This window comes from Collinsella sp. CLA-ER-H4 (assembly GCF_040092395.1).
Classification (GTDB): domain Bacteria; phylum Actinomycetota; class Coriobacteriia; order Coriobacteriales; family Coriobacteriaceae; genus Collinsella.
The window spans coordinates 301,416-323,750 of sequence record NZ_JBBNLQ010000001.1 but is presented as its reverse complement, the minus strand read 5'-3'; the positions used below and the strand labels follow the sequence as shown (position 1 = coordinate 323,750).

The 22,335-nt window shown below is 59.1% G+C and carries 20 protein-coding genes and 6 tRNA genes; 24 read left to right on the top strand and 2 right to left on the bottom strand.

Annotated features, from left to right (window positions below):
* The first annotated feature begins 59 nt into the window (after positions 1-59).
* The 15 genes from AAAX34_RS01365 (at position 60) to proC (ending at position 12,350) form a co-directional block, all read left to right on the top strand.
* Positions 60-2,120 (top strand): hypothetical protein, encoded by a 2,061-nt coding sequence (locus tag AAAX34_RS01365; protein ID WP_349109746.1) that lies wholly within the window; start codon positions 60-62, stop codon positions 2,118-2,120.
* Positions 2,120-2,596, top strand: a complete 477-nt coding sequence (locus tag AAAX34_RS01360; protein ID WP_138374418.1) for a hypothetical protein — start codon at positions 2,120-2,122, stop codon at positions 2,594-2,596. The genes AAAX34_RS01365 and AAAX34_RS01360 overlap by 1 nt, the downstream gene beginning before the upstream one ends.
* Positions 2,572-2,952: a DUF192 domain-containing protein gene (locus AAAX34_RS01355; RefSeq protein WP_138374419.1), complete on the top strand. Its 381-nt coding sequence runs from the start codon at positions 2,572-2,574 to the stop codon at positions 2,950-2,952. Before AAAX34_RS01360 ends, AAAX34_RS01355 begins: the two co-directional genes overlap by 25 nt.
* Before the next feature lie 58 nt (positions 2,953-3,010).
* Positions 3,011-3,277 (top strand): hypothetical protein, encoded by a 267-nt coding sequence (locus AAAX34_RS01350; protein WP_195362141.1) that lies wholly within the window; start codon positions 3,011-3,013, stop codon positions 3,275-3,277.
* The gene (locus AAAX34_RS01345; protein ID WP_035137167.1) at positions 3,277-3,561 is read left to right on the top strand and encodes a ribbon-helix-helix domain-containing protein; all 285 of its coding nucleotides are present in this window, start codon (positions 3,277-3,279) and stop codon (positions 3,559-3,561) included. Before AAAX34_RS01350 ends, AAAX34_RS01345 begins: the two co-directional genes overlap by 1 nt.
* Before the next feature lie 123 nt (positions 3,562-3,684).
* Positions 3,685-3,757 (top strand) — tRNA-Phe (locus AAAX34_RS01340).
* A 422-nt stretch (positions 3,758-4,179) separates the two neighbouring features.
* On the top strand, positions 4,180-5,241 hold the full coding sequence (locus tag AAAX34_RS01335; RefSeq protein ID WP_349109745.1) for a cellulase family glycosylhydrolase: 1,062 nt from the start codon (positions 4,180-4,182) through the stop codon (positions 5,239-5,241).
* A 6-nt stretch (positions 5,242-5,247) separates the two neighbouring features.
* Positions 5,248-6,126, top strand: a complete 879-nt coding sequence (rsmI, locus tag AAAX34_RS01330; RefSeq protein ID WP_271759020.1) for a 16S rRNA (cytidine(1402)-2'-O)-methyltransferase — start codon at positions 5,248-5,250, stop codon at positions 6,124-6,126.
* Between the two features lie 69 nt (positions 6,127-6,195).
* On the top strand, positions 6,196-7,797 hold the full coding sequence (metG, locus tag AAAX34_RS01325; protein WP_055285920.1) for a methionine--tRNA ligase: 1,602 nt from the start codon (positions 6,196-6,198) through the stop codon (positions 7,795-7,797).
* 107 nt (positions 7,798-7,904) lie between these two features.
* Complete coding sequence (gene rsmA / locus AAAX34_RS01320) at positions 7,905-8,765, top strand: 16S rRNA (adenine(1518)-N(6)/adenine(1519)-N(6))-dimethyltransferase RsmA (RefSeq protein ID WP_196031706.1); 861 nt, start codon at positions 7,905-7,907, stop codon at positions 8,763-8,765.
* Positions 8,755-9,672, top strand: coding sequence for a TatD family hydrolase (locus AAAX34_RS01315; RefSeq protein WP_349109744.1), 918 nt, complete (start codon positions 8,755-8,757; stop codon positions 9,670-9,672). The genes rsmA and AAAX34_RS01315 overlap by 11 nt, the downstream gene beginning before the upstream one ends.
* Positions 9,673-9,715: 43 nt before the next feature.
* Positions 9,716-9,802 (top strand) — tRNA-Leu (locus tag AAAX34_RS01310).
* A 288-nt stretch (positions 9,803-10,090) separates the two neighbouring features.
* The gene (locus AAAX34_RS01305) at positions 10,091-11,029 is read left to right on the top strand and encodes an SPFH domain-containing protein (protein WP_022094529.1); all 939 of its coding nucleotides are present in this window, start codon (positions 10,091-10,093) and stop codon (positions 11,027-11,029) included.
* Between the two features lie 6 nt (positions 11,030-11,035).
* Positions 11,036-11,506, top strand: coding sequence for a 23S rRNA (pseudouridine(1915)-N(3))-methyltransferase RlmH (rlmH, locus tag AAAX34_RS01300; protein ID WP_035136824.1), 471 nt, complete (start codon positions 11,036-11,038; stop codon positions 11,504-11,506).
* A 73-nt stretch (positions 11,507-11,579) separates the two neighbouring features.
* Positions 11,580-12,350, top strand: a complete 771-nt coding sequence (gene proC, locus AAAX34_RS01295; RefSeq protein WP_260699093.1) for a pyrroline-5-carboxylate reductase — start codon at positions 11,580-11,582, stop codon at positions 12,348-12,350.
* A 159-nt stretch (positions 12,351-12,509) separates the two neighbouring features.
* Here proC and AAAX34_RS01290 read toward each other — a convergent pair whose 3' ends face one another.
* Entirely contained in the window at positions 12,510-12,683 is a 174-nt protein-coding gene (locus AAAX34_RS01290; protein ID WP_006235069.1) for a DUF6724 family protein, read from the bottom strand.
* Positions 12,684-12,794: 111 nt separating this feature from the next.
* Between AAAX34_RS01290 and serS the strand changes: the two genes are divergently transcribed.
* From serS to AAAX34_RS01255, 7 genes are all read left to right on the top strand, one after another.
* Positions 12,795-14,078, top strand: a complete 1,284-nt coding sequence (serS, locus tag AAAX34_RS01285) for a serine--tRNA ligase (protein WP_022094532.1) — start codon at positions 12,795-12,797, stop codon at positions 14,076-14,078.
* Between the two features lie 173 nt (positions 14,079-14,251).
* Entirely contained in the window at positions 14,252-14,629 is a 378-nt protein-coding gene (locus tag AAAX34_RS01280) for a hypothetical protein (RefSeq protein ID WP_022094533.1), read from the top strand.
* A gap of 77 nt (positions 14,630-14,706) precedes the next feature.
* A tRNA-Arg gene (locus AAAX34_RS01275) sits at positions 14,707-14,783 on the top strand.
* Between the two features lie 353 nt (positions 14,784-15,136).
* Positions 15,137-15,213: transfer RNA gene (locus tag AAAX34_RS01270), tRNA-Arg, on the top strand.
* A gap of 347 nt (positions 15,214-15,560) precedes the next feature.
* Positions 15,561-15,637: transfer RNA gene (locus AAAX34_RS01265), tRNA-Arg, on the top strand.
* A 354-nt stretch (positions 15,638-15,991) separates the two neighbouring features.
* A complete protein-coding gene (locus AAAX34_RS01260) occupies positions 15,992-18,433 on the top strand; it encodes a hypothetical protein (protein WP_147579408.1) in 2,442 nt (813 codons plus the stop codon).
* 92 nt (positions 18,434-18,525) lie between these two features.
* Positions 18,526-18,616, top strand: a tRNA-Ser gene (locus tag AAAX34_RS01255).
* Positions 18,617-18,748: 132 nt separating this feature from the next.
* On the opposite strand, the gene AAAX34_RS01250 is transcribed toward AAAX34_RS01255, so the two are convergent.
* Positions 18,749-20,089, bottom strand: a complete 1,341-nt coding sequence (locus AAAX34_RS01250) for a D-alanyl-D-alanine carboxypeptidase family protein (RefSeq protein WP_349109743.1) — start codon at positions 20,087-20,089, stop codon at positions 18,749-18,751.
* Between the two features lie 197 nt (positions 20,090-20,286).
* Between AAAX34_RS01250 and AAAX34_RS01245 the strand changes: the two genes are divergently transcribed.
* Both AAAX34_RS01245 and AAAX34_RS01240 read left to right on the top strand, forming a co-directional pair.
* Positions 20,287-20,982, top strand: a complete 696-nt coding sequence (locus tag AAAX34_RS01245) for a response regulator transcription factor (protein WP_099432635.1) — start codon at positions 20,287-20,289, stop codon at positions 20,980-20,982.
* Between the two features lie 25 nt (positions 20,983-21,007).
* A complete protein-coding gene (locus tag AAAX34_RS01240; RefSeq protein ID WP_349109742.1) occupies positions 21,008-22,246 on the top strand; it encodes an ATP-binding protein in 1,239 nt (412 codons plus the stop codon).
* Positions 22,247-22,335 lie beyond the last annotated feature (89 nt).

Genomic DNA, 22,335 nt, shown 5'->3' with positions numbered 1-22,335 from the left:
TCTGGTCTAGACGCGTTTTGACGCGCCGTCCGAGCTGCCATCGCAAGCGAGGCGGCTTTATGGGTCGAGCCGGTATCGACCTGTTTATCGAAGACGGTGCCTACACCACGCTTTCCTCTGCGGTGGTCATCTTGGTGGTGCTCACGCTGCTGTTTTCGTCGACGGCGGCGATATGGAGCATGTCGCGCGCGGGGGACACCCAGGTGGCTGCCGATAGCGGCGCGCTGGCAGGCGCCAATGTGGTGTCGTCCTATCACACGGCTGCCACGGTGGTGGATGCGAGCATTTTGAGTTTGGGCCTGGCGGGGTTTGCCACGATCGGGACGGGCCTGGTCGCCATCCTCATCCCGGGCGCCGAACCAGTTGCCGGCAATATGGTCGACACCGGGATTGAGATTATTAAAACGCGCAACAAGTTTGCCAAAAGCGCATCGGAAGGCTTACAGAAAATCGAGACGGCTCTGCCGTATCTGATCGCCGCGCGTGCCACGCAGGCGGTCTCGGCGCAGGATACCGATAATGTGACCTATACCGGTACGGCGCTTGCCGTGCCCAGGACATCCGAGTCGGACTTCGCTGCGCTCGAGGGGTCCGAGATCTCGACCGATGCCATTAAAGACACATCGGATGATTTAGAGCGTGCGGCCGAGGAGCTGCGGAAGGCTTCTGAGGACACGGCGAAGGCTAAAGAGCGCGCTTGGCTGGCGGATTGTGGCGGGTCGGACGAGAGTTCGATTGGCAAGTACTCGTGTATGTGGGAGCGTGCGAAAAAACTAGCAGAACTATCTGACAGCCAGAACCGTCATGAAAAGTCGAGCATCACATGGGAGCCGCAAATAGCGCTCGATCGCGCGAAAACCTATTACCGACAGCGCTTGGCGAATGAAAAACCTCAGGGATCGAGCGTCGAGATGAAAGCGCAGTCAGCCGCTCGAAAAGCGTTCTATGCCTATGCGATTGAAGAGGTCGATCGAGCATACATAAAAGATGATGGCGAACGGTTTTCTGCCTATATCCCACTATTGCCGCGTGTCCCAAACGAGGTGCGGCCGACCGAACTTTACACCGATGCCGCATGGCCTGTAAGCAACAACGACGGCAGAACATACCTGCATTATGGAGTCGAATGCCCCGTCTATCAGAAAGGGACTCCGAGTGGGCTGGCATCTGTTGCTGATTATGATGGTCGTGATACATGCGAAGCGTGCGGCTTCGGCGTGGTTACGCTTGGAAGCGCCCTCATGCCGCCATCGTTCATCGAAAACGGCTTCGAGTACCACTTTGACAAGTTCAAAGAGGCTCTGGAAGACTACGTCGAATGCCGCAACAAAGAGCTCGAGCTCGAGCGTCAGACCGAAGACGAGGCCGATCGTGCGGGCAATACGTTTGACCAGGCCATCAAGGAGCTTTCGGGCGAGCGTCCGCGTATCGCTCCGCCCGGTCGCAACGGCGTGGTCGCCTTTGCGGTTACGGGTGCCATCTCGAGCCCCGACGAGCTCAACTCTTCGTTTAACACGGCAGTCAGGCTTGGCAATCGCGGTGCTATCTCTGGCGCGGTGCTGGCACCCGATGACGCGACGGCGCAAAACAACGTGCTTTCGCGATTTATCTCGACATTGAAGGAACGCTCGGGCGGCGTTGCCGGCGTGCTCGACGGCGTCATGGATGTTTGGGGACGGCTGCTCGTAGGATACGGTGATATTCAAGGTTCGGCCGACGAACTTATGGACGAGATGATTAAAGGCCTAGGAGGGGGCAGCGGCGCGTTGGGCTCCATCGCATCGTGGCTCGGCGATACCGTTTCGGCGTCCGTGGCGGCGCTGGGTTTGGAACCGTGCGACTTGCGCCTGCGAAAGCCGGTGCTGACCGATTCTGCCAACGTCATTAAGAGTCCGGGGTCTGACATTGCGGGTCTCTCTCAAGCGCAAGACAAACTGCGAAGTATTCCGTTGGGCGTGACCGATCCCAAGACGCTTTGCGAGGCGTTGGAATATCAAGTCGAACGCACCATTAGCGGTACGGTGTTCACACTTGCGGAGATTCCTCTGCCCGGCGGCGGCTCCATCCCGCTCACCGTCGATGTCGCCACGCTGGTTGGCGCTCTGGGCGGTGGGTCGTAATGAGTATCCGCATGCGTCTGCGCGAGGAGCGCGCCCAAGCGACGGTGGAGATGGCAGTGGTTACGCCCGTTTTGCTGGTGCTGGCACTCATCGTGTACAACGTCATGATCTTTGCCGGCGCTGTCGCGCGCTTCGACCGCGTGGTGCCCGACATCGTGCTAGCGCATGCCGTGGCGTCGGAGGGGGAGGGCGACGAAAGCTCTGCCGATGCCTCGGCGACGGTCCAGACTCAAATTCTGAATGCCATGGAAGGCTATGACTTGCAGATCGAAGTGTCGAGCGAGCAAGGCGCGAAGGCATCAGATGGTGGCCTGCTCTCCCTATCCGGTACGTTTAGGACCTACACCTGCACCATGCACTATGAGCCGTGGCCGACTTCTCTCAGCATCGCTGGCGTTCCGCTGGGGGCGCCGACAACGTTGTCGCACGAGCGCGCGGTGACGGTCGATCCATGGCATCCGGGGGTGGTCATGTGACCGCGGTCTCGTCCTACATCGCCTACGCGCGGGCACTCAATAGGCTGGGTTGGACGCCGGCCGAGTTTGTGGTGGCGGAGTCGTTTGTCGTGCGCCTGCGCGGCATGCTGGGACGGCGTCCGGTTGCCGCCAACGGCCTGTCGCTCGTCATGGCGTTTCCACGCTGCTCTTCGGTCCATACGTGTTTTATGGCCTATCCCATCGACATCGCCTTCATCGATCGCGACGGCAATATCCTCGCGCGCTACGAAAACGTTCGTCCTTGGCGCATGTGCTCCTGCCTCGGCGCCTGGGCCGTACTAGAGCGTCCTTCAATCATTGTTTCGACTCCTGCTCTCCAACGCGTGCCGGCTTAAGAATTGGCGACAGTGGACTTTCGTCATACGAAATTGGGTAAGATGGAGGAGAAGATGCATGGATGTTGAGATCCATCCCAACGCTAAAAAGCACCTGACGGAAAAGCAGGTGCTTAGCGCTTGGCTTGCGGTTACTGAGTGCATTCGTCGCGAGCCGAAGGACGAGCCGCCGAGATGGCTTGCAATTGGATGGCTCTCAGACGGACGAAGCGTGGAGCTTGTCGCGGTCGAGCTTGTCCGTGGGTGGCTTATCATTCATGCCTTGTCTCCAGTCCAGAAGAAATTTTGGCAGGAGATTGAACAGGCTCGGCAAAGGGGTCGATGATGGGCAAGACGTATACGGCCGCTAATGGTCAGGTTGTAACGGATGAAATGATTGACGCGTGGTGCGAGTCGTACGAGCGCGGAGAGTTTCCGGATGGCGAACACACCGTTGGTGGGATCGTGCATGGACGGCCCCCGCTCTCAGGTGAGGGGACGGCAACGCTGTCGGTCAAGATTCCTCTGGGAATGAAGGAGGCCATTCGTCGACGGGCGGCTGCCGAGGGGATGACGCCAAGTGAGTTTGCCCGTGCGGCTCTGAGTGAAAAACTTCTTGCTGCCGGCTGATGCCTCTGACGTGCCGATTTATAGAACCGAGGCTGTGCCCAAAAACTTTTTTAAAATTCTCGGTTGACCGGAACGCGTCCTTGGTTATACTAATCAAGCCTTGAAACACGGCACACCTCAAATGGCTGGGTAGCTCAGTTGGTAGAGCAGAGGACTGAAAATCCTCGTGTCAGGGGTTCGATTCCCTTCCCCGCCACCTTGAATTGACTAGGACCTCTGCAAAGGGGTCCTTTTCTTTTATTGAGGGCTCTGCGGAAATTGCGTCCCGGAATTTGGCTTCAGAGTGGGATGCGTTTTCCGCTTTGAGGCCGCTTGGGAAAGCGCGACCCGGAATCCGGCGTCAGAATGGGATGTGCTTTCCTTTTGCGGTCTTTGGCGGAAACTGCGTCCCAGATCCCGCGCTCAGAACGGGATGCGCTTTCCGGCGCTTACTTCCGACGTGCGCGCACATCTCGGCGCACCAGCTCGTGCCCACCTGTCCCAGACATTCCTCCCACTTTTGCGCCACTTTGTAGACCGTTCGGTCGCCTGTCTGCATGCGCGGGTATACTCAAATCGATAGATATGTCATGCAAGAGCGATGCGGGCTTAGCCCGTATGATTCAAAAGGGGGCAGTGATGGAGAGGATACTCGGCGTTAATCTCTCTGGCTGGTTTATTCCCGAGCCTTGGGTGACCCCGTCGCTATACGCGGCGACCGGTGCATCCAACGCGGCCGAGCTGCAGGAGGCCATGGGCACCGCCGCCTATAACGAGCGCATGCGCCGTCATTACGAGACGTTTGTGAGTGAGGACGATTTCCGTCGCATGGCGCAGATCGGTCTCAATGCCGTGCGTCTGCCGGTGCCCTGGTATGCCTTTGGCTCGCAGGAGTCCGATGCGTCCTACATCTCGGTTGTCGACTACATCGACCGTGCAATTGAGTGGGCTGCCAAGTACGACATCCGCGTGCTGCTTGATCTAGCAACTGTGCCCGGTGGCCAGGGCGATTCCAACGATTCGCCCGCCACGCCAGAGGCTGTTGCCGAGTGGCATTCGTCCACTAACGGCCGTCATGTCGCACTCGACGTGCTCGAGCGCTTGGCTGATCGCTACGGCGAGGCCGAGAGCCTGCTGGGCATTGAGCTGCTGGATACGCCGCAGATGAGTGTCCGCAAGAGTCTCTTTTCCATGACGGATGGCATTCCGGCGCACTACCTGCGCAACTTCTATCGCGATGCCTACGAGCTCGTCCGTTCGTATATGCCCGAGGATAAGATCGTCGTCTTTTCGTCTTCGGGACATCCCAGCGAGTGGAAGCATTTTATGCGCGGCGCTAAGTACAAGAACGTCTACATGGACCTTCACCTGTACCATTACCGCGACGAGTATGCGCTCGATATCACGAGCCCCCGCGGGCTGACGACGGCGATTTCCCGTAACAAGCGCGAGCTTAAAGAAGCGATTTCGACTGGGTTCCCCGTGCTGGTGGGCGAATGGTCGGGCGCGGCGATCTTTGCCAACTCGTCGGTTACGCCCGAGGGCCGCAATGCCTACGAGCGCGTGTTTATCGCCAACCAGCTGGCTTCGTTTGCGCCGGCTGCCGGTTGGTTCTTCCAAACGTGGAAGACCGAGAAGCGCATTGCAGCATGGGACGCCCGCGCGGCGCTCGGTACGCTCGAGCGCGGCATGATTGAATAGGTTGATATGACGCAAAACAGCACCCATACGGGCAAACTCTATGTGGTCGGCACGCCCATCGGCAACCTGGGCGACCTGTCCCCGCGCGTTGGCGAGGCGTTTGCCGCCGCCGATGCCATCTGCTGCGAAGACACGCGTGTGACGTCAAAGCTGCTGATGCATCTGGGCATTTCCAAGCCGCTTGTCCGTTGCGACGAGAATGTGATCGCCAGCCGCGCCGTCGGCCTGGTCGACCGTCTGCTGGCGGGGGAGACCCTCGCTTTTGCCTCGGACGCCGGCATGCCGAGTGTGTCCGATCCCGGCCAGGCGCTGGTCGAGGCGGCGCGTGAGGCCGATGTGCCCGTTGAAGTTATTCCCGGGCCCTCTGCTTGCGTCACGGCGCTCGTTTCGTCCGGCATTCCCTGCGAGCATTTTTTCTTCGAGGGCTTTTTGGGCCGAAAGCACGGCGACCGCGTGCGGCGTTTACAGCGCCTTGCCGTGGTGCCCGGCGCACTCATCTTCTACGAGTCTCCACATCGCATCGTGGCGACGCTCGAGGCCGTGGCGGAGGTCTTTCCCCAGCGTGAGGTTGCCGTCTGCCGCGAACTCACCAAGCTGCACGAGGAGGTCTTGCGCGGGCCCGCTGCTCAGCTTGCCGAGGAGCTGCGTGCTCGCGGCGAGGTAAAGGGCGAGATTGCGCTGGTCATCGCGCCGCCGAGCGAGGATGAGGAGGCCGGTATCGTGCCGGTTGGCGCCGCGGCAGCGGATCCCGACGAGGCCCTGCGCGAGGATATCCGCGCCGCGCTCGAGGAGGGGGAGCCCGCCTCTGCGGTGGCCAAGCGCCTGTCTCAGAAGTATTCGCGCCGCAAGCGCGATGTCTATGCCATGGTGCTCGATATGCAATAGATGGAGGATATCCAGCCCTTGCGCTAGAATCATCCCCTGTATGCAACGTTTTTCTGGAGGACAAACCCCATGGATCAAAGCAAGCCTTCGTTCTTTATCACGACGCCCATCTACTACGTCAACGCCGATCCGCACCTGGGCACGGCTTATTCCACCATCATCGCCGACGTTCAGGCTCGCTATCGCCGCTCCGCCGGCTATAACGTCAAGTTCCTGACCGGCATGGACGAGCACGGCGAGAAGGTCGCCGAGGCCGCAGCCAAGCACAACATGACGCCGCAGGAGTGGACCGACAGCCAGGCTCCGCACTTCAAGGAGCTTTGGAGCAAGCTCGAGATTTCCAACGACGATTTCATCCGCACCACCGAGCCGCGCCAGCATCATGCCGTGCAGTACCTGTGGGAGCGCATGAAGGAGTCCGGCTACCTGTATAAGGGCAGCTACGACGGTTGGTATTGCGTGCCTGACGAGACCTACTTCACTGATACGCAGGTCCAGAAGGGCGACGAGGAGTACGGCAGCGTCGGCCAGCACCTGTGCCCCGACTGCCACCGTCCGCTTGAGCGCGTGCAGGAGGAGTCCTACTTCTTTAAGCTTTCCGCCTTCCAGGACAAGCTGCTCAAGCTCTATGACGAGCACCCCGACTTTGTCGAGCCTGCGTTCCGCATGAACGAGGTACGTAGCTTTGTCGAGGGCGGCCTTAATGACCTTTCCGTGAGCCGTACGAGCTTTGACTGGGGCATTCAGGTCCCGTTTGACGAGGGTCACGTGACCTACGTGTGGTTCGATGCGCTGCTCAACTATATGACGGCCGTCGGCTACGGTGTCGACACCGACGAGGCGCGTGCCGAGCTGGCCTATCGCTGGCCCGCGCAGTTCCACATCGTGGGCAAGGACATCATCCGCTTCCACTGCGTCATTTGGCCCGCCATGCTCATGGCCATCGGCGAGGCCCTGCCCGAGCACGTCTTTGCCCACGGCTTCCTGACCGTGCGCAATGCCGAGACCGGCAAGGCCGAGAAGATGTCCAAGAGCCGCGGCAACGCCATCGCTCCGCAGGACGTTATCGACATGTTGGGCGTCGAGGGCTATCGCTACTACTTCATGACCGACGTCGTCCCCGGCACCGACGGTGCCATCAGCTTCGATCGCATGGAGCAGGTCTACAACGCCGACCTGGCCAACAGCTGGGGCAACCTTATCTCGCGTTCGCTCAACATGAGCGGCAAGTACTTTGATGGTTGCGCGCCCGCCAAGCCCGCATCGTTCGATGCGTTCGACAACCCGCTGGCAAAGATCGCCGATGGTCTGGTCGAGCGCTACATGGCCAAGATGGACGTGCTCGATTACGGCGGAGCCAAGGACGAGGTCATGGAGCTCATCCATGCCGCCAACCACTACATCGAGGACTCTGAGCCTTGGGCACTTGCCAAGGACGAGGCCAAGGCTGACGAGCTGGCGTTTGTGATCTACAACCTGCTCGAGGCCATCCGCATTGCCGCCCACCTGCTGATGCCGCTCATGCCTCAGACCTCTGCCGAGGCCCTGCGCCGCCTGTCCTGCGAGGACGAGGCCGCGACCGACGACCTCAAGGGCATTTGCGCTTGGGGCCTGCTTGCCGGCGGTCAGCCTGTCGAGAAGGGCGAGCCGCTGTTCCCGCGTCTGGGCTAAGACGCGGCGCGCCATATCGGCAATTTGCTGTTTAGATGTAAGGGCATGGCCGCCACGGTCCATGCCCTTTCGTTTCAAGACGCCGCCATCATGCTAAGGAGGCAACTATGACAACTTCGCCTTTGGCAAACCCCACGGCAACAAGGGAGCTGCTGGAGGAGTTTGGCCTTGCGACCAAGCATCGCCTGGGCCAGAACTTCCTGATCGACAACCATGTGATCGAGCGCATTTGCGAGCTTGCCGAGCTTGCGGGCGATGAGCGCGTGCTCGAGGTTGGTCCGGGCGTTGGCACGCTCACGCTTGCGCTGTTGCAGGAGGCGGCGTGCGTCACGTCGATCGAAGCAGATCCCGAGCTCGAACCGGTGCTCGACGCCCATGCCGCCGACTATGCCAACTTCCGCTTTATCATGGGCGACGCGCTTAAGGTGGGCCCGGAGCAGATTGAGCAGGCCGCCGGCGGCGAGCCCACGGTATTTGTCGCGAACTTGCCCTATAACGTGGCGGCGACGATCATTTTGCAATTTTTCCAGACGATGCCGGCGCTCAAGCGTGCCGTCGTCATGGTGCAAAAGGAGGTTGCCGATCGCATTGCCGCAGTGCCGGGCAACAAGACCTATGGCGGCTATACGGCAAAGCTCGGCCTGTATGCGCAGGTGACGGGTCGCTTTGAGGTGCCGCCGCGTTGCTTTATGCCAGCGCCGCACGTGGACTCGGCCGTCGTGCGTATCGACCGTGTTGACGGCGTGGTGCCCGAGGGGCTCGATCGCGAGTTCGTGGCTCGTGTGATCGACGCTGCATTTGCTCAGCGGCGCAAGACCATCCGAAATTCCATGAGCGCCAACGGTTTTGCCAAGGACGTGCTCGATGCCGCTTTTGAGGTTTGCGGTATCGCACCCACCACGCGCGCCGAGACGCTCGATGTTGCCGACTTTGTCCGTCTGGCCCGGGAGCTAATCCATGACGCCTAATGCCGAACGCGTGACGTTTACCAAGAAAAAGAAGACGGTTGCTTGTCCCGTGCCCTTGGCGCCGCTTGCCGACACGCATGCACATCTGCTTTCGTTTTGGGGCAAGGATGTGCCCGAGACGCTCGTGCACGCCAAAGCCGCGGGCGTCGACCTGTTGGTGACGATGTTCGACCCCATTGCCGACAAGCGCAGCGTGGCGGACTATAGCGACTGGCTGGTGCGCGAGATTCTTCCGATGCAGGATATCCCGCAGATCAAGTATCTTGCCGGCGTGCATCCGTATGGCGCGCCGGACTATACCGACGACGTTCATGCACAGGTCGTTGCGGCACTTGATGACCCCTTATGCGCCGGTATTGGCGAAATCGGCCTGGACTACCACATGGACTATGACGACGATATCGCGCCGGCACCCCATAACGTGCAGATTGATTGCATGGCGCGCCAGCTCGAGCTTGCCGTGCGCCGCAATGTGCCGGTGGAGCTGCACCTGCGTCACGAGGACTCGGATGGGGAGCGCACCTCGCACGTTGATGCGTACAACGTGCTTCGTGAGGTGGGCGTGCCCCAGGCCGGTTGTGTGCTGCACTGTTTTGGCGAGGACCGCGCCACGATGGAGCGCTTTGTGGAGCTGGGCTGCTATATCGCCTATGGTGGTGCGGCCACCTTTAAGCGCAACGACGACGTGCGCGAGGCATTTGCGGCAACCCCACTCGATCGAATTCTGTTCGAGACGGATTGCCCGTATATGGCTCCAGAGCCCATCCGCGGTCTTGAATGCGAGCCCGCAATGATCTCCATTACGGCAAACACGCTGGTCAACGACCGTGTCGATCGTACCGGCGAGGATGCTGAGGCAATCGCGCGAGCAGCTTGGGAAAATGCCTGTAAACTTTTTCAAAAATAGTTCTTGCGTTCGCGATGGCGCTCCGTTATTCTAATTCCTGCACGCGGGCGTGGCGGAATTGGCAGACGCGTACGGTTCAGGTCCGTATGGGGGCAACCCCATGAAGGTTCAAGTCCTTTCGCCCGCACCATTAAATTAAAGAGCTCCCAGCAATGGGAGCTTTTTTGTTATGGGCCCTTCACAGGGACTTGAACCTGTGAAGGAGCGAGCGTAAAGAAAACGCGGAGCGTTTTTAGCGAGCTGGCGAGGACGCCGGCAGGCGGCCGAAGCCGGTGCGGATCCGCGAAGCGGATACGCGGACGTCCTTTCGCCCGCACCATTGAATGAAAGAACTCCCAGCAATGGGAGCTTTTTTGTTATGTACGATCTCCTTGTACGGGTATCCTAATGCCAACGTGTGCCTATCAGAGGAGAGACCATGCTGTTGTCCGGTATCATCGCCGCCCTTACCAGCCTTTTGATTCCCATCATCATTCTGTTGCTACTGCTTCCCAACGCCTGCTATGTCGTTGAACAACAGCATGCCGTGATCATCGAGCGCCTGGGCAAGTTTAACCGCATCGTCAACGCGGGCTTCCACATGAAGGTGCCCGTGATCGACCGCAAGGCCGCCACGGTGAGCCTGCGCACCATGAAAAACGGTTTTGGCATCGACGTTAAGACCCAGGACAACGTGACCATCGGCCTTGAGGTCTCTGCTCAGTACCACGTGAGCTATGACATGGGCGCCGGCCCGGCAGATTCGGGTATCTACAAGAGCTACTACATGCTGCAGGAGCCCGTCGACCAGATGCGTGACTTCATCACCGACGCCCTACGCTCTTCGATTCCCGTCTACACACTCGATGAGGTCTTTGCCAAGAAGGATGACATCGCCAAGGATGTCAACGCTACCGTTTCCGAGCAGATGGCCGCCTACGGCTTCACCCTCGTGTCGACGCTCATCACCAAAATCGCACTGCCGACCGAGGTCGAGAACTCCATGAACGACATCAACGCCGCCCAGCGCAAGCGCGCTGCGGCACAGGAGCTCGCCGAGGCCGACCGCATCAAGCGCGTCACCGAGGCGACCGCCGAGGCCGAGGCTATGGAAAAGGCGGGCGAGGGCATCGCCAACCAGCGCAAGGCCATTGCACTGGGTATCAAAGATTCGCTCGAGATCATCCAGGAGACGGGTGTCGGCAATGACGAGGCCAACCAACTGTTCATGTTTACGCAGTGGTCCGAGATGATGACGGAGTTCGCTCGCACGGGTAAAACCTCGACGGTCGTGCTGCCGAGCGACTTTTCGCAGTCGGCCTCTATGTTCGAGCAGATGCTGGCTGCCGGTAAGGTTCAGAACGAGTCAAAGGAGTAGGCACGCGTGAAATACACCGTCGTTTGTGTTGGCAAGCTCAAAGAGCGCTTTTGGAAGGACGCGTGCGCTGAGTACACCAAGCGCCTAGGCGCCTATGCCAAGGTGGATATCCGCGAGGTGGCCGATATCGACCCGGCTAAGGCGGGCGGCGTGGATGCCGCGCGCGACAAGGAGGGGGCGGCAATTCTTGCTGCATTGCCGTCTCGAGCGCATGTGATCCTGCTGGCTATCGAGGGCAAGGAGCGTTCGAGTGAGGAGCTCTCGGCGAGGCTCGACGATCTTATGCTGCGAGGCAGCAGCGACATTGCCTTTGTAATCGGCGGTTCGGACGGCGTGAGTGATGAGGTGCGCGCCCGCGCCGACGAGATGCTCAGCTTTGGACGCATTACCTTGCCGCATAACCTGGCGCGTGTGGTGCTGCTAGAGCAGATTTACCGTGCCTGCAAGATCAGCCGTGGCGAGCCGTATCACAAATAGGTCGGCAATACGAAACAATGGCGTGGGACAATACCTTTCGTTTTGAGGAATGTGTCTGAAAGGACTATGAGATATGAAGATTGGATTTGTCGGTTTTGGCAATATGGCGAGCGCTATGGCCGATGGCTGGATCGCTGCCGGTGTAGCTGCGAGCGACATGTGCGCCTGCGCGGGTCGCTACGACGCACTGGTTGAGCGCTGCGAGGCGCGCGGCATGGTCGCCTGCCACGATGCCGCCGAGGTTGTCTCCGCATCCGATATCGTGGTCGCTGCGGTCAAACCGTACATGATCGAGAAGGTATTCGCCCCGCTCAAGGATGCTCTTGCCAAAAAGGTCGTTCTGTCGGTTGCCTGGACCTGGGACAGTGCCAAGTGGGAGCAGGTCCTGCCGGGCGTCGCGCATATCTCGACGGTGCCCAACACACCGGTTTCGGTGGGCGAGGGCGTCATCGCTTGCGAGAAGGCTTCCACGCTTAGTGATGAGCAGAGCGCCGTGGTGCTTGATCTGCTTGGCAAACTCGGTGCGGTGGTCGAGCTCGATACGAGCCTGCTGTTTGTGGGCGGCACGGTGGGTGGTTGCGCTCCGGCATTTGTCGCCATGGCAATCGAGGCCCTGGGCGATGCGGCGGTCAAGCACGGTATCCCGCGTGCCGATGCCTATCGCATTGTGAGCCAGATGGTGCTAGGTACGGCAAAGTTGCAGCTTTCAACTGGTCAGCATCCTGCGGCGATGAAGGATGCCGTATGCTCGCCCGGTGGTGCCACCATCAAGGGCGTCGTTGCGCTCGAGGACGCCGGCATGCGCAGCGCCCTGGTCAAGGCAATCGACGCAACTCTCCAGTAAAACCGACCAAAAAAAAGACGGGTTTATTTTTGGCAGGTATTTTCTGCGGTTTTGTCCTTTTAGCGAAAAGCGCCCCGCAACTGGCTCAATTCCAGTTGCGGGGCGCTTGCGTTTGCCCAGATAAAACAGACCATAATAAACCTGTCCCTTTTTGGCAGGTTAGTCCCAGAAGCTGTCTTCCTCATCCTCGGACTTGGGTCCGCGGTCGACGTACATCTTATGGGTACGCTTCTCCATTACAAAGGCAAGAATCGCAAATAACAGGATGCCGCCGGCGAAAAGGATGGCAAAACCGGTGCGGGTGCCAAACAAAAAGGAAAAAACTGCGTCCATTGGGTGCCTTCTTGCGTAGTTGAGTTGGGTCGTAAACGCTCATAAGTATATACTTGCCCATACATGTACAAGGTTGCAACCTAAATGGAATGTATATCGCCGGAGGATCTAATGCTTGATATCAAGTTTGTTCGCGAGAACCCCGATGCCATCGATGTCGCCATGGCTAACCGCCAGACGTCTTGGGATCGCGAGAAGTTCTTTGAGCTCGACGACGAGCGCCGTGCCGTCATCACCGAGGTCGAGGAGCTCCAGGCTACGCGCAATGCCGAGTCCAAGAAGATCGGCGCCCTGATGAAGGAGGGCAAGAAGGACGAGGCCGAGGCCGCCAAGGAGGCCGTGCGCGCCGTCAACGAGAAGATTGACGGCCTGGCCGAGCGCCGTACTGCTCTCGAGCAGGAGCAGTACGACTTCATGGCTCACCTGCCCAACATTCCTTGCGAGGCCACGCCGTACGGCAAGGACGAGGACGAGAACATTGAGCGCCGTCGTTGGGGCACCCCGCGCGAGTTCGACTTCGACTTTAAGCCGCACTGGGATCTGGGCACCGATCTGGACATCCTCGACTTCGAGCGTGGCAACAAGCTCTCCGGCAGCCGCTTTACCGTTCTCGGTGGCGCCGGCGCCCGCCTGGAGCGCGCCCTCATCAACTTCTTCCTCGATACGCACACCAGCCGTGGTTTTAAGGAGTGGTGGCCGCCCATCGTCGTCAAGCGTCAGACCATGTTTGGCACGGGTCAGCTGCCCAAGTTCGAGGACGACGCCTATCACGTCTCGGGCGACAACTTCCTGATCCCCACCGCCGAGGTTGTGCTTACCAACCTGCACGCCGGCGAGGTCCTCGATGCCGACACTCTGCCGCGTCGCTACACCGCCTTCACCCCCTGCTTCCGCGAGGAGGCCGGTTCCGCCGGTCGCGACACCCGCGGCATCATCCGTCAGCACGAGTTCGACAAGGTCGAGATGGTCAAGTTCGCTAAGCCGGAGGAGTCCGACGATGAGCTCGAGAGCATGACCGCCGAGGCCGAGTACCTGCTGCAGCAGCTGGGCCTTCCGTATCGCGTGATTAGCCTGTGCACCGGCGACTTGGGCTTCTCTGCCCGTCAGACCTACGACGTTGAGGTCTGGCTGCCGAGCTACAACGCCTACAAGGAGATTAGCTCCTGCTCCAACTGCGGTGACTTCCAGGCTCGCCGCGCCAACATCAAGTATCGCGACCCCGAGAACTTCAAGGGTTCGCGCTACCTGCACACGCTCAACGGTTCCGGCCTGCCGGCCGGCCGCACCATGGCTGCCATTCTGGAGAACTACCAGAACGCCGACGGCACCATCACGATCCCCGAGGTTCTGCGTCCTTACATGGGCGGTCTCGAGAAGATCGAGCCGGTCGCGTAACTTGGCTGCATAGGGGATATGCAAGGGCGCTCCTTCGGGGGCGCCCTATTTCGTGCGCAGGTCCATATCATGCCGTGCGGACAGCTCAATAGAAAACACACGAACAACTGTTCTGTATACAGCTATCTACCTGTTATGCTTTTGCTAAATAAGAGCGAGAGAAAGGGGACGCGATGGAGCTGTTTGATGATCGGGTGGTTTTGTTTGAGAGCGACGAGGGTGGGGAGTACCTGCTTGTAACGTGTGAGCCGTCTGGCATGGGTGGCCTGGTGGTTCGACAGACGAGTGAGGGTCCGTTGACACAATGGTGTTTTGAGGAGTCGCCGCATGTGGTCGAGACCTTTGTGACGCACGTGGGGCTTGTGGCGCTGGAGCACTTCTATGGAGTTGGGACTTCCAACCAGGTCGCGCGCATGCTGAGCATCTCGTTTGCCGATTATGATTGTGCCCAGCGGGTGAGATCGCTCCTGAGGGAACTTGATGCCAAGTTTGACGTGATCGAAAAGCCAATCGATCGTACGGGGAACGGCGGTATATGCGGAGCAGCATGACAAAACTGCGTTTCACAAAAAAGTTTGAGATTGAGCTTGACTCCAATAAGCTAAAGTGGTTTTATATGTCTTGCGCTGCGGCGTTACCTCAGCTGGATAGAGGGTCTGACTACGAATCAGAACGTCATAGGTTCGAATCCTATACGCCGCACCAATCGAACTTGAAGCCTCCGGCAACGGGGGCTTTTCTTTTACGCCGGCACCGCATGGATTCGAACCTCGGTCGAGGCGCGGGCGTCAAAAAACGCGGAGCGTTTTCAGCCCGCGGGCGAGTCCGCCGGCAGGCGGGCGAAGCCGGTGCGGATCCGCGAAGCGGATGCGCGGAATCCTATACGCCGCACCAATTGAAATCGAAAGCCTCCGGCAACGGGGGCTTTTCTTTCACGCCGGCACCGCACGGATTCGAACCTCGGTCGAGGTGCGAGCATCTTAATCATCACTTCGTAAAATTTTTCCAAATTGTCGCTTGACCCATCGAGGGGTCACGTGCATAATAATCCGTGCGTTGCGGCGTTACCTCAGCTGGATAGAGGGTCTGACTACGAATCAGAACGTCATAGGTTCGAATCCTATACGCCGCACCAATTGAGTTTTAAGCCTCCGGAAACGGGGGTTTTCCTTTACGGGGGCATTGCGGAGATTCGAACCTCGTTCGAGGCGCGAGCGTCAAGAAAACGCGGAGCGTTTTTAGCGAGCGGGCGAGTCCGCCGGCAGGCGGGCGAAGCCGGTGCGGATCCGCGCAGCGGATGCGCGGAATCCTATACGCCGCACCAACTGAACTTTAAAGCCTCCGGTAACGGAGGCTTTTCTTATATCGCGATGCGTCGAAGATAGCATCAAGTGGTCAAAATGAGTAAAAATCAAATTTGATAACTTTTTTCGAAAATTGCTTGACCTTTATTCAGTCGATGTGCATAATAATCAACAAGTCGCGGCGTTACCTCAGCTGGATAGAGGGTCTGACTACGAATCAGAACGTCATAGGTTCGAATCCTATACGCCGCACCAATTGAAATTGAAAGCCTCCGGCGACGGGGGCTTTTCTTTTATGCCGCCACCGCATGGATTCGAACCTCGGTCGAGGCGCGGGCGTAAAGAAAACGCGGAGCGTTTTCAGCCCGCGGGCGAGCGCGCCGGCAGGCGGGCGAAGCCGGTGCGGATCCGCGCAGCGGATGCGCGGAATCCTATACGCCGCACCATTTGAGATTAAAGCTCCCGGCAACGGGGGCTTTTCTTTTACGCCAGCTTGAGTGCTTTCGTCCAAAGGGACGATTTCCTGTCGACTCGTGTAAGATTCCGAGTAGGTGTCGCGGCCCGTCCGCGACCACTCCTTCTCTCAACGACCGATCAGGGTGATATTTCGTGGCAGAGCGTCCGACATACAGGCTCAGGTTTCTCGATCCCAAAAAGCGCTTTCCGGCGATGCCCGAGCAGCCTGCGGGGCGCTCATATGGCGTGGTCTGGAAACTCTTTGGCGAGGACCAGCATGAATCTTGTTATGTCGTCGAATTCGTTGGCAAAAGTCATGTGTCGCTTTTGGGCTACGTAAGCGTTTCGGGTGAGGTGTACAAGGTGGACCGCCCCGTCTGCGAGGCTCCGCTGCCCAACGATCCCGACATGGAACTGGTCCTTGACGAGTCGGATTCCAGTATTGGTGAGATTATGGTAAGGGAAGCCAACGGTGCAATGCGCGCGTGTGCGCAAACTGCCGGCTCTCCCGAAGGCCCCATGCGCGAGCAGTCCGACCACGAGACATGGAATTCGACCCGCGCCCTTCCTTACGGCGAGTTCATGGCCTCGATGTTCTTGCGCTACGTGATATTTGCCAACTCCGAAAGCGCTATTGTGAACACGGCGGACGCCGGCGGACTCGACGAGGGTATGCAAAACGTAGTCGACAAGATCAAGCTCGTAAAGTTGCCCGAGCCGGTCGAGGTGTTTTTGGGCTTTAACACGGCACCGCTCCCCGATGCTATCGAGACGCTGCTTTACCGCGTTGACCATGCCGAGAATCCGAGCGGTATCGAGCGCTATGCCGCCGCCCTTATGAGCGAAATTGACTTGCCCCGCCTGCGCACCATCGCTGCCAAGTCCGAGATGAGCCTGGCTCGCATTGATCGCTCAAAGATTTTCTATCTCAATTTTGATCGTAGCCTGCTGGACCAGGACGAGATTGACATGCTGCTTGCCGTCGAGTGCCGTCTCAACCGCCTCTCCGGCATCCTTGAGCGCATCGGGGCCGGATTGGTCCCTACGGCATCCTCGCCGAGCCTTGAGGGCTGCGCGCTCTTTGATGCGTGGCATATCGCCAAGACGACCAACGATGTTCCCCGACTGCTCGATACGGCTTCGAGCGATAACCCGTGGGGCAAGCCGGGTACGGTGGCTTGCCAGCCGGGCGGCGAGTGGGACGTGCGCACCCGTTTTGCGCGAATCGTTGAGGCGCTCAACGTGGTCACGCGGCTCGACTATACCTATCGGGCAAACGTTGCCGAGGGGATTATGCTCGTTCGGTTTGGGCAGTCTGTCGTTGATGCCATGCCGCAACGTGAATACGACGCTCAGGATGACGCCTGGCGCGAGCTGGACGAGGACACGCGGGCGATCTGGGCCGCGGAGCACGATGCGCGCGTGGCACTCACGCTTGCGGCAGCGTGTTTTGCCGCGGGCACCTGCATCACGCGCTGCTATGTGCAGATTGCTGCTACCGACAGTGAGCAGGGCGAGCGCGTTGTCGCAACGTATTTCTTTGGGCGTGCGGCCTATCTGGCCGATTGCGTGCCTGTCGCCAAGGATCTTGAGAGCATGGACATGGACGATATGCCGTGCAAGCGTGTGCTTGAGGCGTATGAGTCAACCGCTCCGGAGACGATTGAGCCTGCGGAGGTTCATGCTCGTCCGCGTGATGACCATCGCACGCTGCCGCCGGCGCTGCGCAATCTGCTGCTTGCCGATACGGCTGACGAGTTGGAGGTCATGGAAGAGGACGACGACCCATACGTGGCCCGTGTTGTTGAATTGCGCGAGCAGGCAAAAGTCGACCGTACAGGTGCTTTTGAAGGCTTTTCCCGTCTTGTCGAGGAGTTGGAGGCTAAGTGCGCCGTCGCCGAGCTTTTGGCGACAGGTCCGGTTCAAACGCAGTTTTGCGATAACCAGCTGGTGCGCATGGTGCTACCGGTGTTGGAAGAAGACCGCTCGGTGCGGATCCTTCGTGCGCCCGATGCGCTGTACTTTGCCCAGCACGAGATTTGCAGCTTTTACGCCGAGCAAGAGGACTTTGAACGAGCACTGCCCGAGGTGCGCCATCTTTACGATCTGGCGCGCTCGTCCATGCAATCGCACTTTGCGCTCATCAACGTGCTTGCGCGTCTGGAGCGCTTTGACGAGATTATCGAGGTGGCGCGCCACGGCCTACGTATTGCCAGCGATCGTTCTGCAATTGGCTACCTGTTCTACCGCTTGGCGTTTGCCTATTGGAATTGCGATCAGCTCGACCTGGCGCTGGCTTGTTACCGTCTGGTGCCGCGCGGTGAGGAATCGGGCAGCAGCGCGCTGGAAGAAATGCAGGGCCTTATGAACGAGATGGGCGTCAGCGAGCCTCCGACGTTCGAGGAAGCGGTCGAGACCATCCGCAAGGCTGGACTCGAGCTGCCGCCAGTGTCCGCCGTGACGAATCAGCTTGCAGATGCCGCTGTTCAACTGGTCGACAACGGCTTCTTTTTCCTGGCACGCGGTTGCATCTTCCAAATGTGGCGCACCATGGGCAACGACGAGCTCGGCTCCTTCAACCGCTCGCTGGGGTAGGCGAAGCCTCCAAGGAGGAAAGGATGCTAGGCAATTAGAAAATTTCCTCTTGCCCATCCTTGGCTGTTTGGTTACTATAGAACGGCTGTTACGGAGAGCTGACCGAGAGGCCGAAGGTGCTCGCCTGCTAAGCGAGTATGCCCCAAAAGGGCATCTGGGGTTCGAATCCCCAGCTCTCCGCCAGTTTAACTTTAAAGAAGGGTCCCATCGGGGGCCCTTTTTTATTATCGAGAAAGGGCGCTGGGGATTCGAACCCTCAAAAAATGAGGCGCCCCGTTGGACGCCTCCTTTCAGCGAGTGTATTGTTCTTCGATCTTACATCTCGGACGCCTTGGCGACGGTCTCGCTTTCTGCCGTGAGTGGGCGGTTGTCGATGCGGCGGCCCAAGCGATCGAGCTTCACGAGCAGCCATTCAATGGGATTCGGCCCCGAGCCTTCCTCGTCGGCAACCAAATCCACGACGGCAATCTTGGTGCCATCCTGCTTGAGTGTAACGCTGCCTACCTTGTCGCCCACATGCACCGTGCCCGAAAGATCGTCGTAGCTAACCTTTTCGGTCACCTCGCCGGCAAGAGAAAACACGGTCGCTTGCGCCGTGGGATCGGCGAGCGTGGCGTCGATTGTCTTGTCCGTCCAATCTGTCTGGCTAATGCGTGCCATAAGCGGGTTGCCGTTGGCGGTCTTTTCCTGCGTGTTGGCGATCGCGACCGTGACCTTGTGGCCGTAGTACCAATTGGCAAGGGTTGCGGTATCGGTAAAGCGCTGGTCGGTGGTGGTGGAGTTCAAAACGACGGTGTAGATCTCGTCGCCGTCGCGGTTGTAGGCGCTCGTAAAGCAATAGCCCGCGTCGTCGGTGGTGCCGGTCTTGCCGCCGATGTTGCCATCTTGGCCCAGCAAATAGTTATGCGTGTCCATGGAATGCGAATGGTCGGTGCCGTCGGCGCCCGTGACCTCGATCCAGGAATCCTCGCTCGCTACGACCTCGCGGATCGTGTCGTTTTTCATGGCCTCCTGCATCATCAGCGCCACGTCATGTGCGGTTGAGTGCATATCGCCAGCCCACTCATCAAAGTCCAGACCATGCGGGTTTTCAAAAAGCGTACCGGTGCAGCCGAGCTTCTTAGCGCGCTCGTTCATGGCCTTCACAAATGTGGCCTCGGCGTCTTTGGTCTTAGGGTCGATCTTCTTGCCCACATATTCGGCGAGCACGATGGCGGCGTCGTTGCCCGAGGGAATCATCAGGCCGCGCAGTGCCTGCTCCACGGTAAGCTCGTCGCCTTCGAGCAAGCCGGCGGTCGAATTACCCACGGTGGCTGCGGCGTTGCTTACCGTGACCTTCTCGTCCATCTTGCAATTCTCGACGGTTAGGATCGCGGTCATGACCTTGGTGATCGAGGCGATCTTGACCTGCTCATCGGCGCCACGGGCATAGTAGACGGTGCCGTCTTTGCCCATGACGAGGGCATTGGTCGCATCGATATCGGGCAGGTTTTCGGCCGTGATGCCGCGCGCATCGGCGGTTTTGCCGCAAACATTGTCGGTCGTGAGCACTTGGGCGCCGGCGACGGTGGGCACGCCAGCGGCAAGGGCGATAGCGCAGACAAAGCCGGCGGCAAGCTGGGCTGAGCGCTTTGCAAAAGAGGTGAGGGACTTCACGGATTTCGCTTTCGACGGGATGGTCTCTTCTGGAACTAGAGTATATCGTTTGCCGGCGTCGGCGATCATCGCGTGCGTGCGTGGCCCACATCCGCGCCCGAACGGGCACAAGGGTGCTTAAGGCCGACTTAATCACCCACGCTTGTTGTGTGTGGCATGCGTCGCCTCGGGCATAATGGAGCGCGAGAGGAGCACGCATGAACGAGCGCATTTTGGTAGTTGATGACGAAAAGGCCATCGCCGACTTGGTTGGTATCTACCTTACAAAAGAGGGCTTTGATGTCCAGATTGCCTATAGCGGGGCCGATGCCGCCAAGGCAATCTTGGAGCAGGAGTTCGATCTGGCGCTGCTGGATGTCATGCTGCCCGATATCGATGGGTTTGAGCTGCTGCGTACAATCCGTTCCAGCCATACCTATCCCGTGATCATGCTGACGGCGCGCGATGCCCAGCAAGACAAGATCGAGGGCCTTTCGCTTGGCGCGGACGATTACGTGGTTAAGCCGTTCCGTCCGCTGGAGCTCATCGCGCGCGTGCACGCTCAACTTCGCCGCTACACCAGCTACGGTAGCCGTGCACAGGCGGCCGAGTCGCCGACCATTCAGCTCGACGGCCTGGAGATCAACCGCGATGCTCGTTCCGTGACAGTGGACGGTTCACCGGTTCGCCTCACGCCCATCGAGTATTCCATCTTGCTGTATCTGGTCGAGCATCGCGGCAGCGTGGCGGCCGTGGAGGACCTGTTCCGCGCGGTGTGGAACGAGGACTTTATGCCCGGCTCCAACAATACGGTGATGGTGCACATTCGCCACCTGCGCGAAAAGATCGGCGACGACGCACAAAAGCCGCGCTTTATCAAAAACGTCTGGGGCGTCGGCTACATAATCGAATAGCGCCTTTGATGGTGGGGAAGTGGATATGACAAAAGACGATAGGCAGGCATTCGAGGTGCCCGATCGACTCTTTGAATACGTGAGGTCGGTCGTCGACAACCGCGCGCTTGCAACGGTGCTGCTCTTTTTGCTGAGCCTGCTGCTGATTGGCATCGATAACATCGCCGGAATCTTGGCGGTGCTGCTTATCGGCTTTTTGCTGATCGATCGATTTGAGATCGTTCGCCGCTGCGTGGTGATTGGCGGCGCCGCGTGGGCCATGACGTTGGCGATTGGCGCCATGGCGCTCGGCGGCATTGAAGGGCCGGTGCTGTTCGATGCCGGCTTTGTATTCAACATGCTTGGCTTTGTGCTGGCGCTTGCCGTGTGCGTGCTGTTCTTGTGCGGCCGCGCCCTGTACTACCAGGGCTACGAGCAGGGCGAGCAGCATGCCGATTGTGTGCTGGCCGCTCGTATTCAAGATCGCCTGATCGATCACCCCGACACCTGGGACAACATTGACGGCGACTTCTTGGAGGTCGAGGGCGCCCTTAACCGCGTGCGTGACCGTGAGCACAAGGTGCAGCAAGCTCTGCGTGACGAGTCTCATCGCAAGGACGATTTGGTCACGTACTTGGCACATGACCTACGCACCCCGCTTGCCAGTGTGGTGGGCTATCTTTCGCTGCTGCAAGAGGCTCCCGAGCTGCCGGTTGAGCAACGTGCGCACTTTACGGGCGTGGCGCTCGACAAGGCGCACCGGCTCGATGCACTCATCGAAGAGTTCTTCGATATCACGCGCTTTGACTTCCACGATATCGTGCTCACGCGCGGCTATGTTGATCTGGGGTTGCTGCTGGCTCAGGTGGCTGACGAGTTCTATCCCATCCTCAACGAGCAGCATAAGGAAGCCCAAGTTGATATTCGCGAGGACCTGACGGTGCTCGTGGATGGCGACAAGATGGCTCGCGTGTTCAACAACATCATGGAAAACGCCGTTGCCTATAGCTATGAGGGCTCGACCATCACGATCGAGGCCAGACGCCGGGACGGCGGTGGCGTGCGCGTGCGCTTTATCAATCAGGGCGATCCCATCCCTGAGGCAAAGCTCAAGGTGATCTTTGAGAAGTTCTATCGCCTGGATGCGGCGCGTGCGACCAATCGCGGCGGCGCTGGACTGGGGCTTGCCATCGCCAAGGAGATTGTATGCGCGCACGGCGGTACCGTTGCATGTGAATCGACGCCCGAACACACGATATTCACCATCGAGCTGCCCGCCGCATAGCCAGTGTGCCCTTACAAACACTTGACAATGCGCTCACGTGCATATGAGCCGCGATTCCTACTATCGATACTGCTGAATTGATATCGATG

Bases quoted from the DNA above. Each gene is read 5' to 3' on its own strand.
- AAAX34_RS01240 (WP_349109742.1), top strand. From the start codon at position 21,008: ATGACAAAAGACGATAGGCAGGCATTCGAGGTGCCCGATCGACTCTTT.
- AAAX34_RS01280 (WP_022094533.1), top strand. From the start codon at position 14,252: ATGGAGCTGTTTGATGATCGGGTGGTTTTGTTTGAGAGCGACGAGGGT.
- AAAX34_RS01355 (WP_138374419.1), top strand. From the start codon at position 2,572: ATGGCATCCGGGGGTGGTCATGTGACCGCGGTCTCGTCCTACATCGCC.
- AAAX34_RS01360 (WP_138374418.1), top strand. From the start codon at position 2,120: ATGAGTATCCGCATGCGTCTGCGCGAGGAGCGCGCCCAAGCGACGGTG.
- AAAX34_RS01365 (WP_349109746.1), top strand. From the start codon at position 60: ATGGGTCGAGCCGGTATCGACCTGTTTATCGAAGACGGTGCCTACACC.
- AAAX34_RS01315 (WP_349109744.1), top strand. From the start codon at position 8,755: ATGACGCCTAATGCCGAACGCGTGACGTTTACCAAGAAAAAGAAGACG.
- AAAX34_RS01245 (WP_099432635.1), top strand. From the start codon at position 20,287: ATGAACGAGCGCATTTTGGTAGTTGATGACGAAAAGGCCATCGCCGAC.
- rsmI (WP_271759020.1), top strand. From the start codon at position 5,248: ATGACGCAAAACAGCACCCATACGGGCAAACTCTATGTGGTCGGCACG.
- AAAX34_RS01290 (WP_006235069.1), bottom strand. From the start codon at position 12,683: ATGGACGCAGTTTTTTCCTTTTTGTTTGGCACCCGCACCGGTTTTGCC.
- AAAX34_RS01345 (WP_035137167.1), top strand. From the start codon at position 3,277: ATGGGCAAGACGTATACGGCCGCTAATGGTCAGGTTGTAACGGATGAA.
- AAAX34_RS01350 (WP_195362141.1), top strand. From the start codon at position 3,011: ATGGATGTTGAGATCCATCCCAACGCTAAAAAGCACCTGACGGAAAAG.
- AAAX34_RS01305 (WP_022094529.1), top strand. From the start codon at position 10,091: ATGCTGTTGTCCGGTATCATCGCCGCCCTTACCAGCCTTTTGATTCCC.
- metG (WP_055285920.1), top strand. From the start codon at position 6,196: ATGGATCAAAGCAAGCCTTCGTTCTTTATCACGACGCCCATCTACTAC.
- serS (WP_022094532.1), top strand. From the start codon at position 12,795: ATGCTTGATATCAAGTTTGTTCGCGAGAACCCCGATGCCATCGATGTC.
- rsmA (WP_196031706.1), top strand. From the start codon at position 7,905: ATGACAACTTCGCCTTTGGCAAACCCCACGGCAACAAGGGAGCTGCTG.
- proC (WP_260699093.1), top strand. From the start codon at position 11,580: ATGAAGATTGGATTTGTCGGTTTTGGCAATATGGCGAGCGCTATGGCC.
- AAAX34_RS01335 (WP_349109745.1), top strand. From the start codon at position 4,180: ATGGAGAGGATACTCGGCGTTAATCTCTCTGGCTGGTTTATTCCCGAG.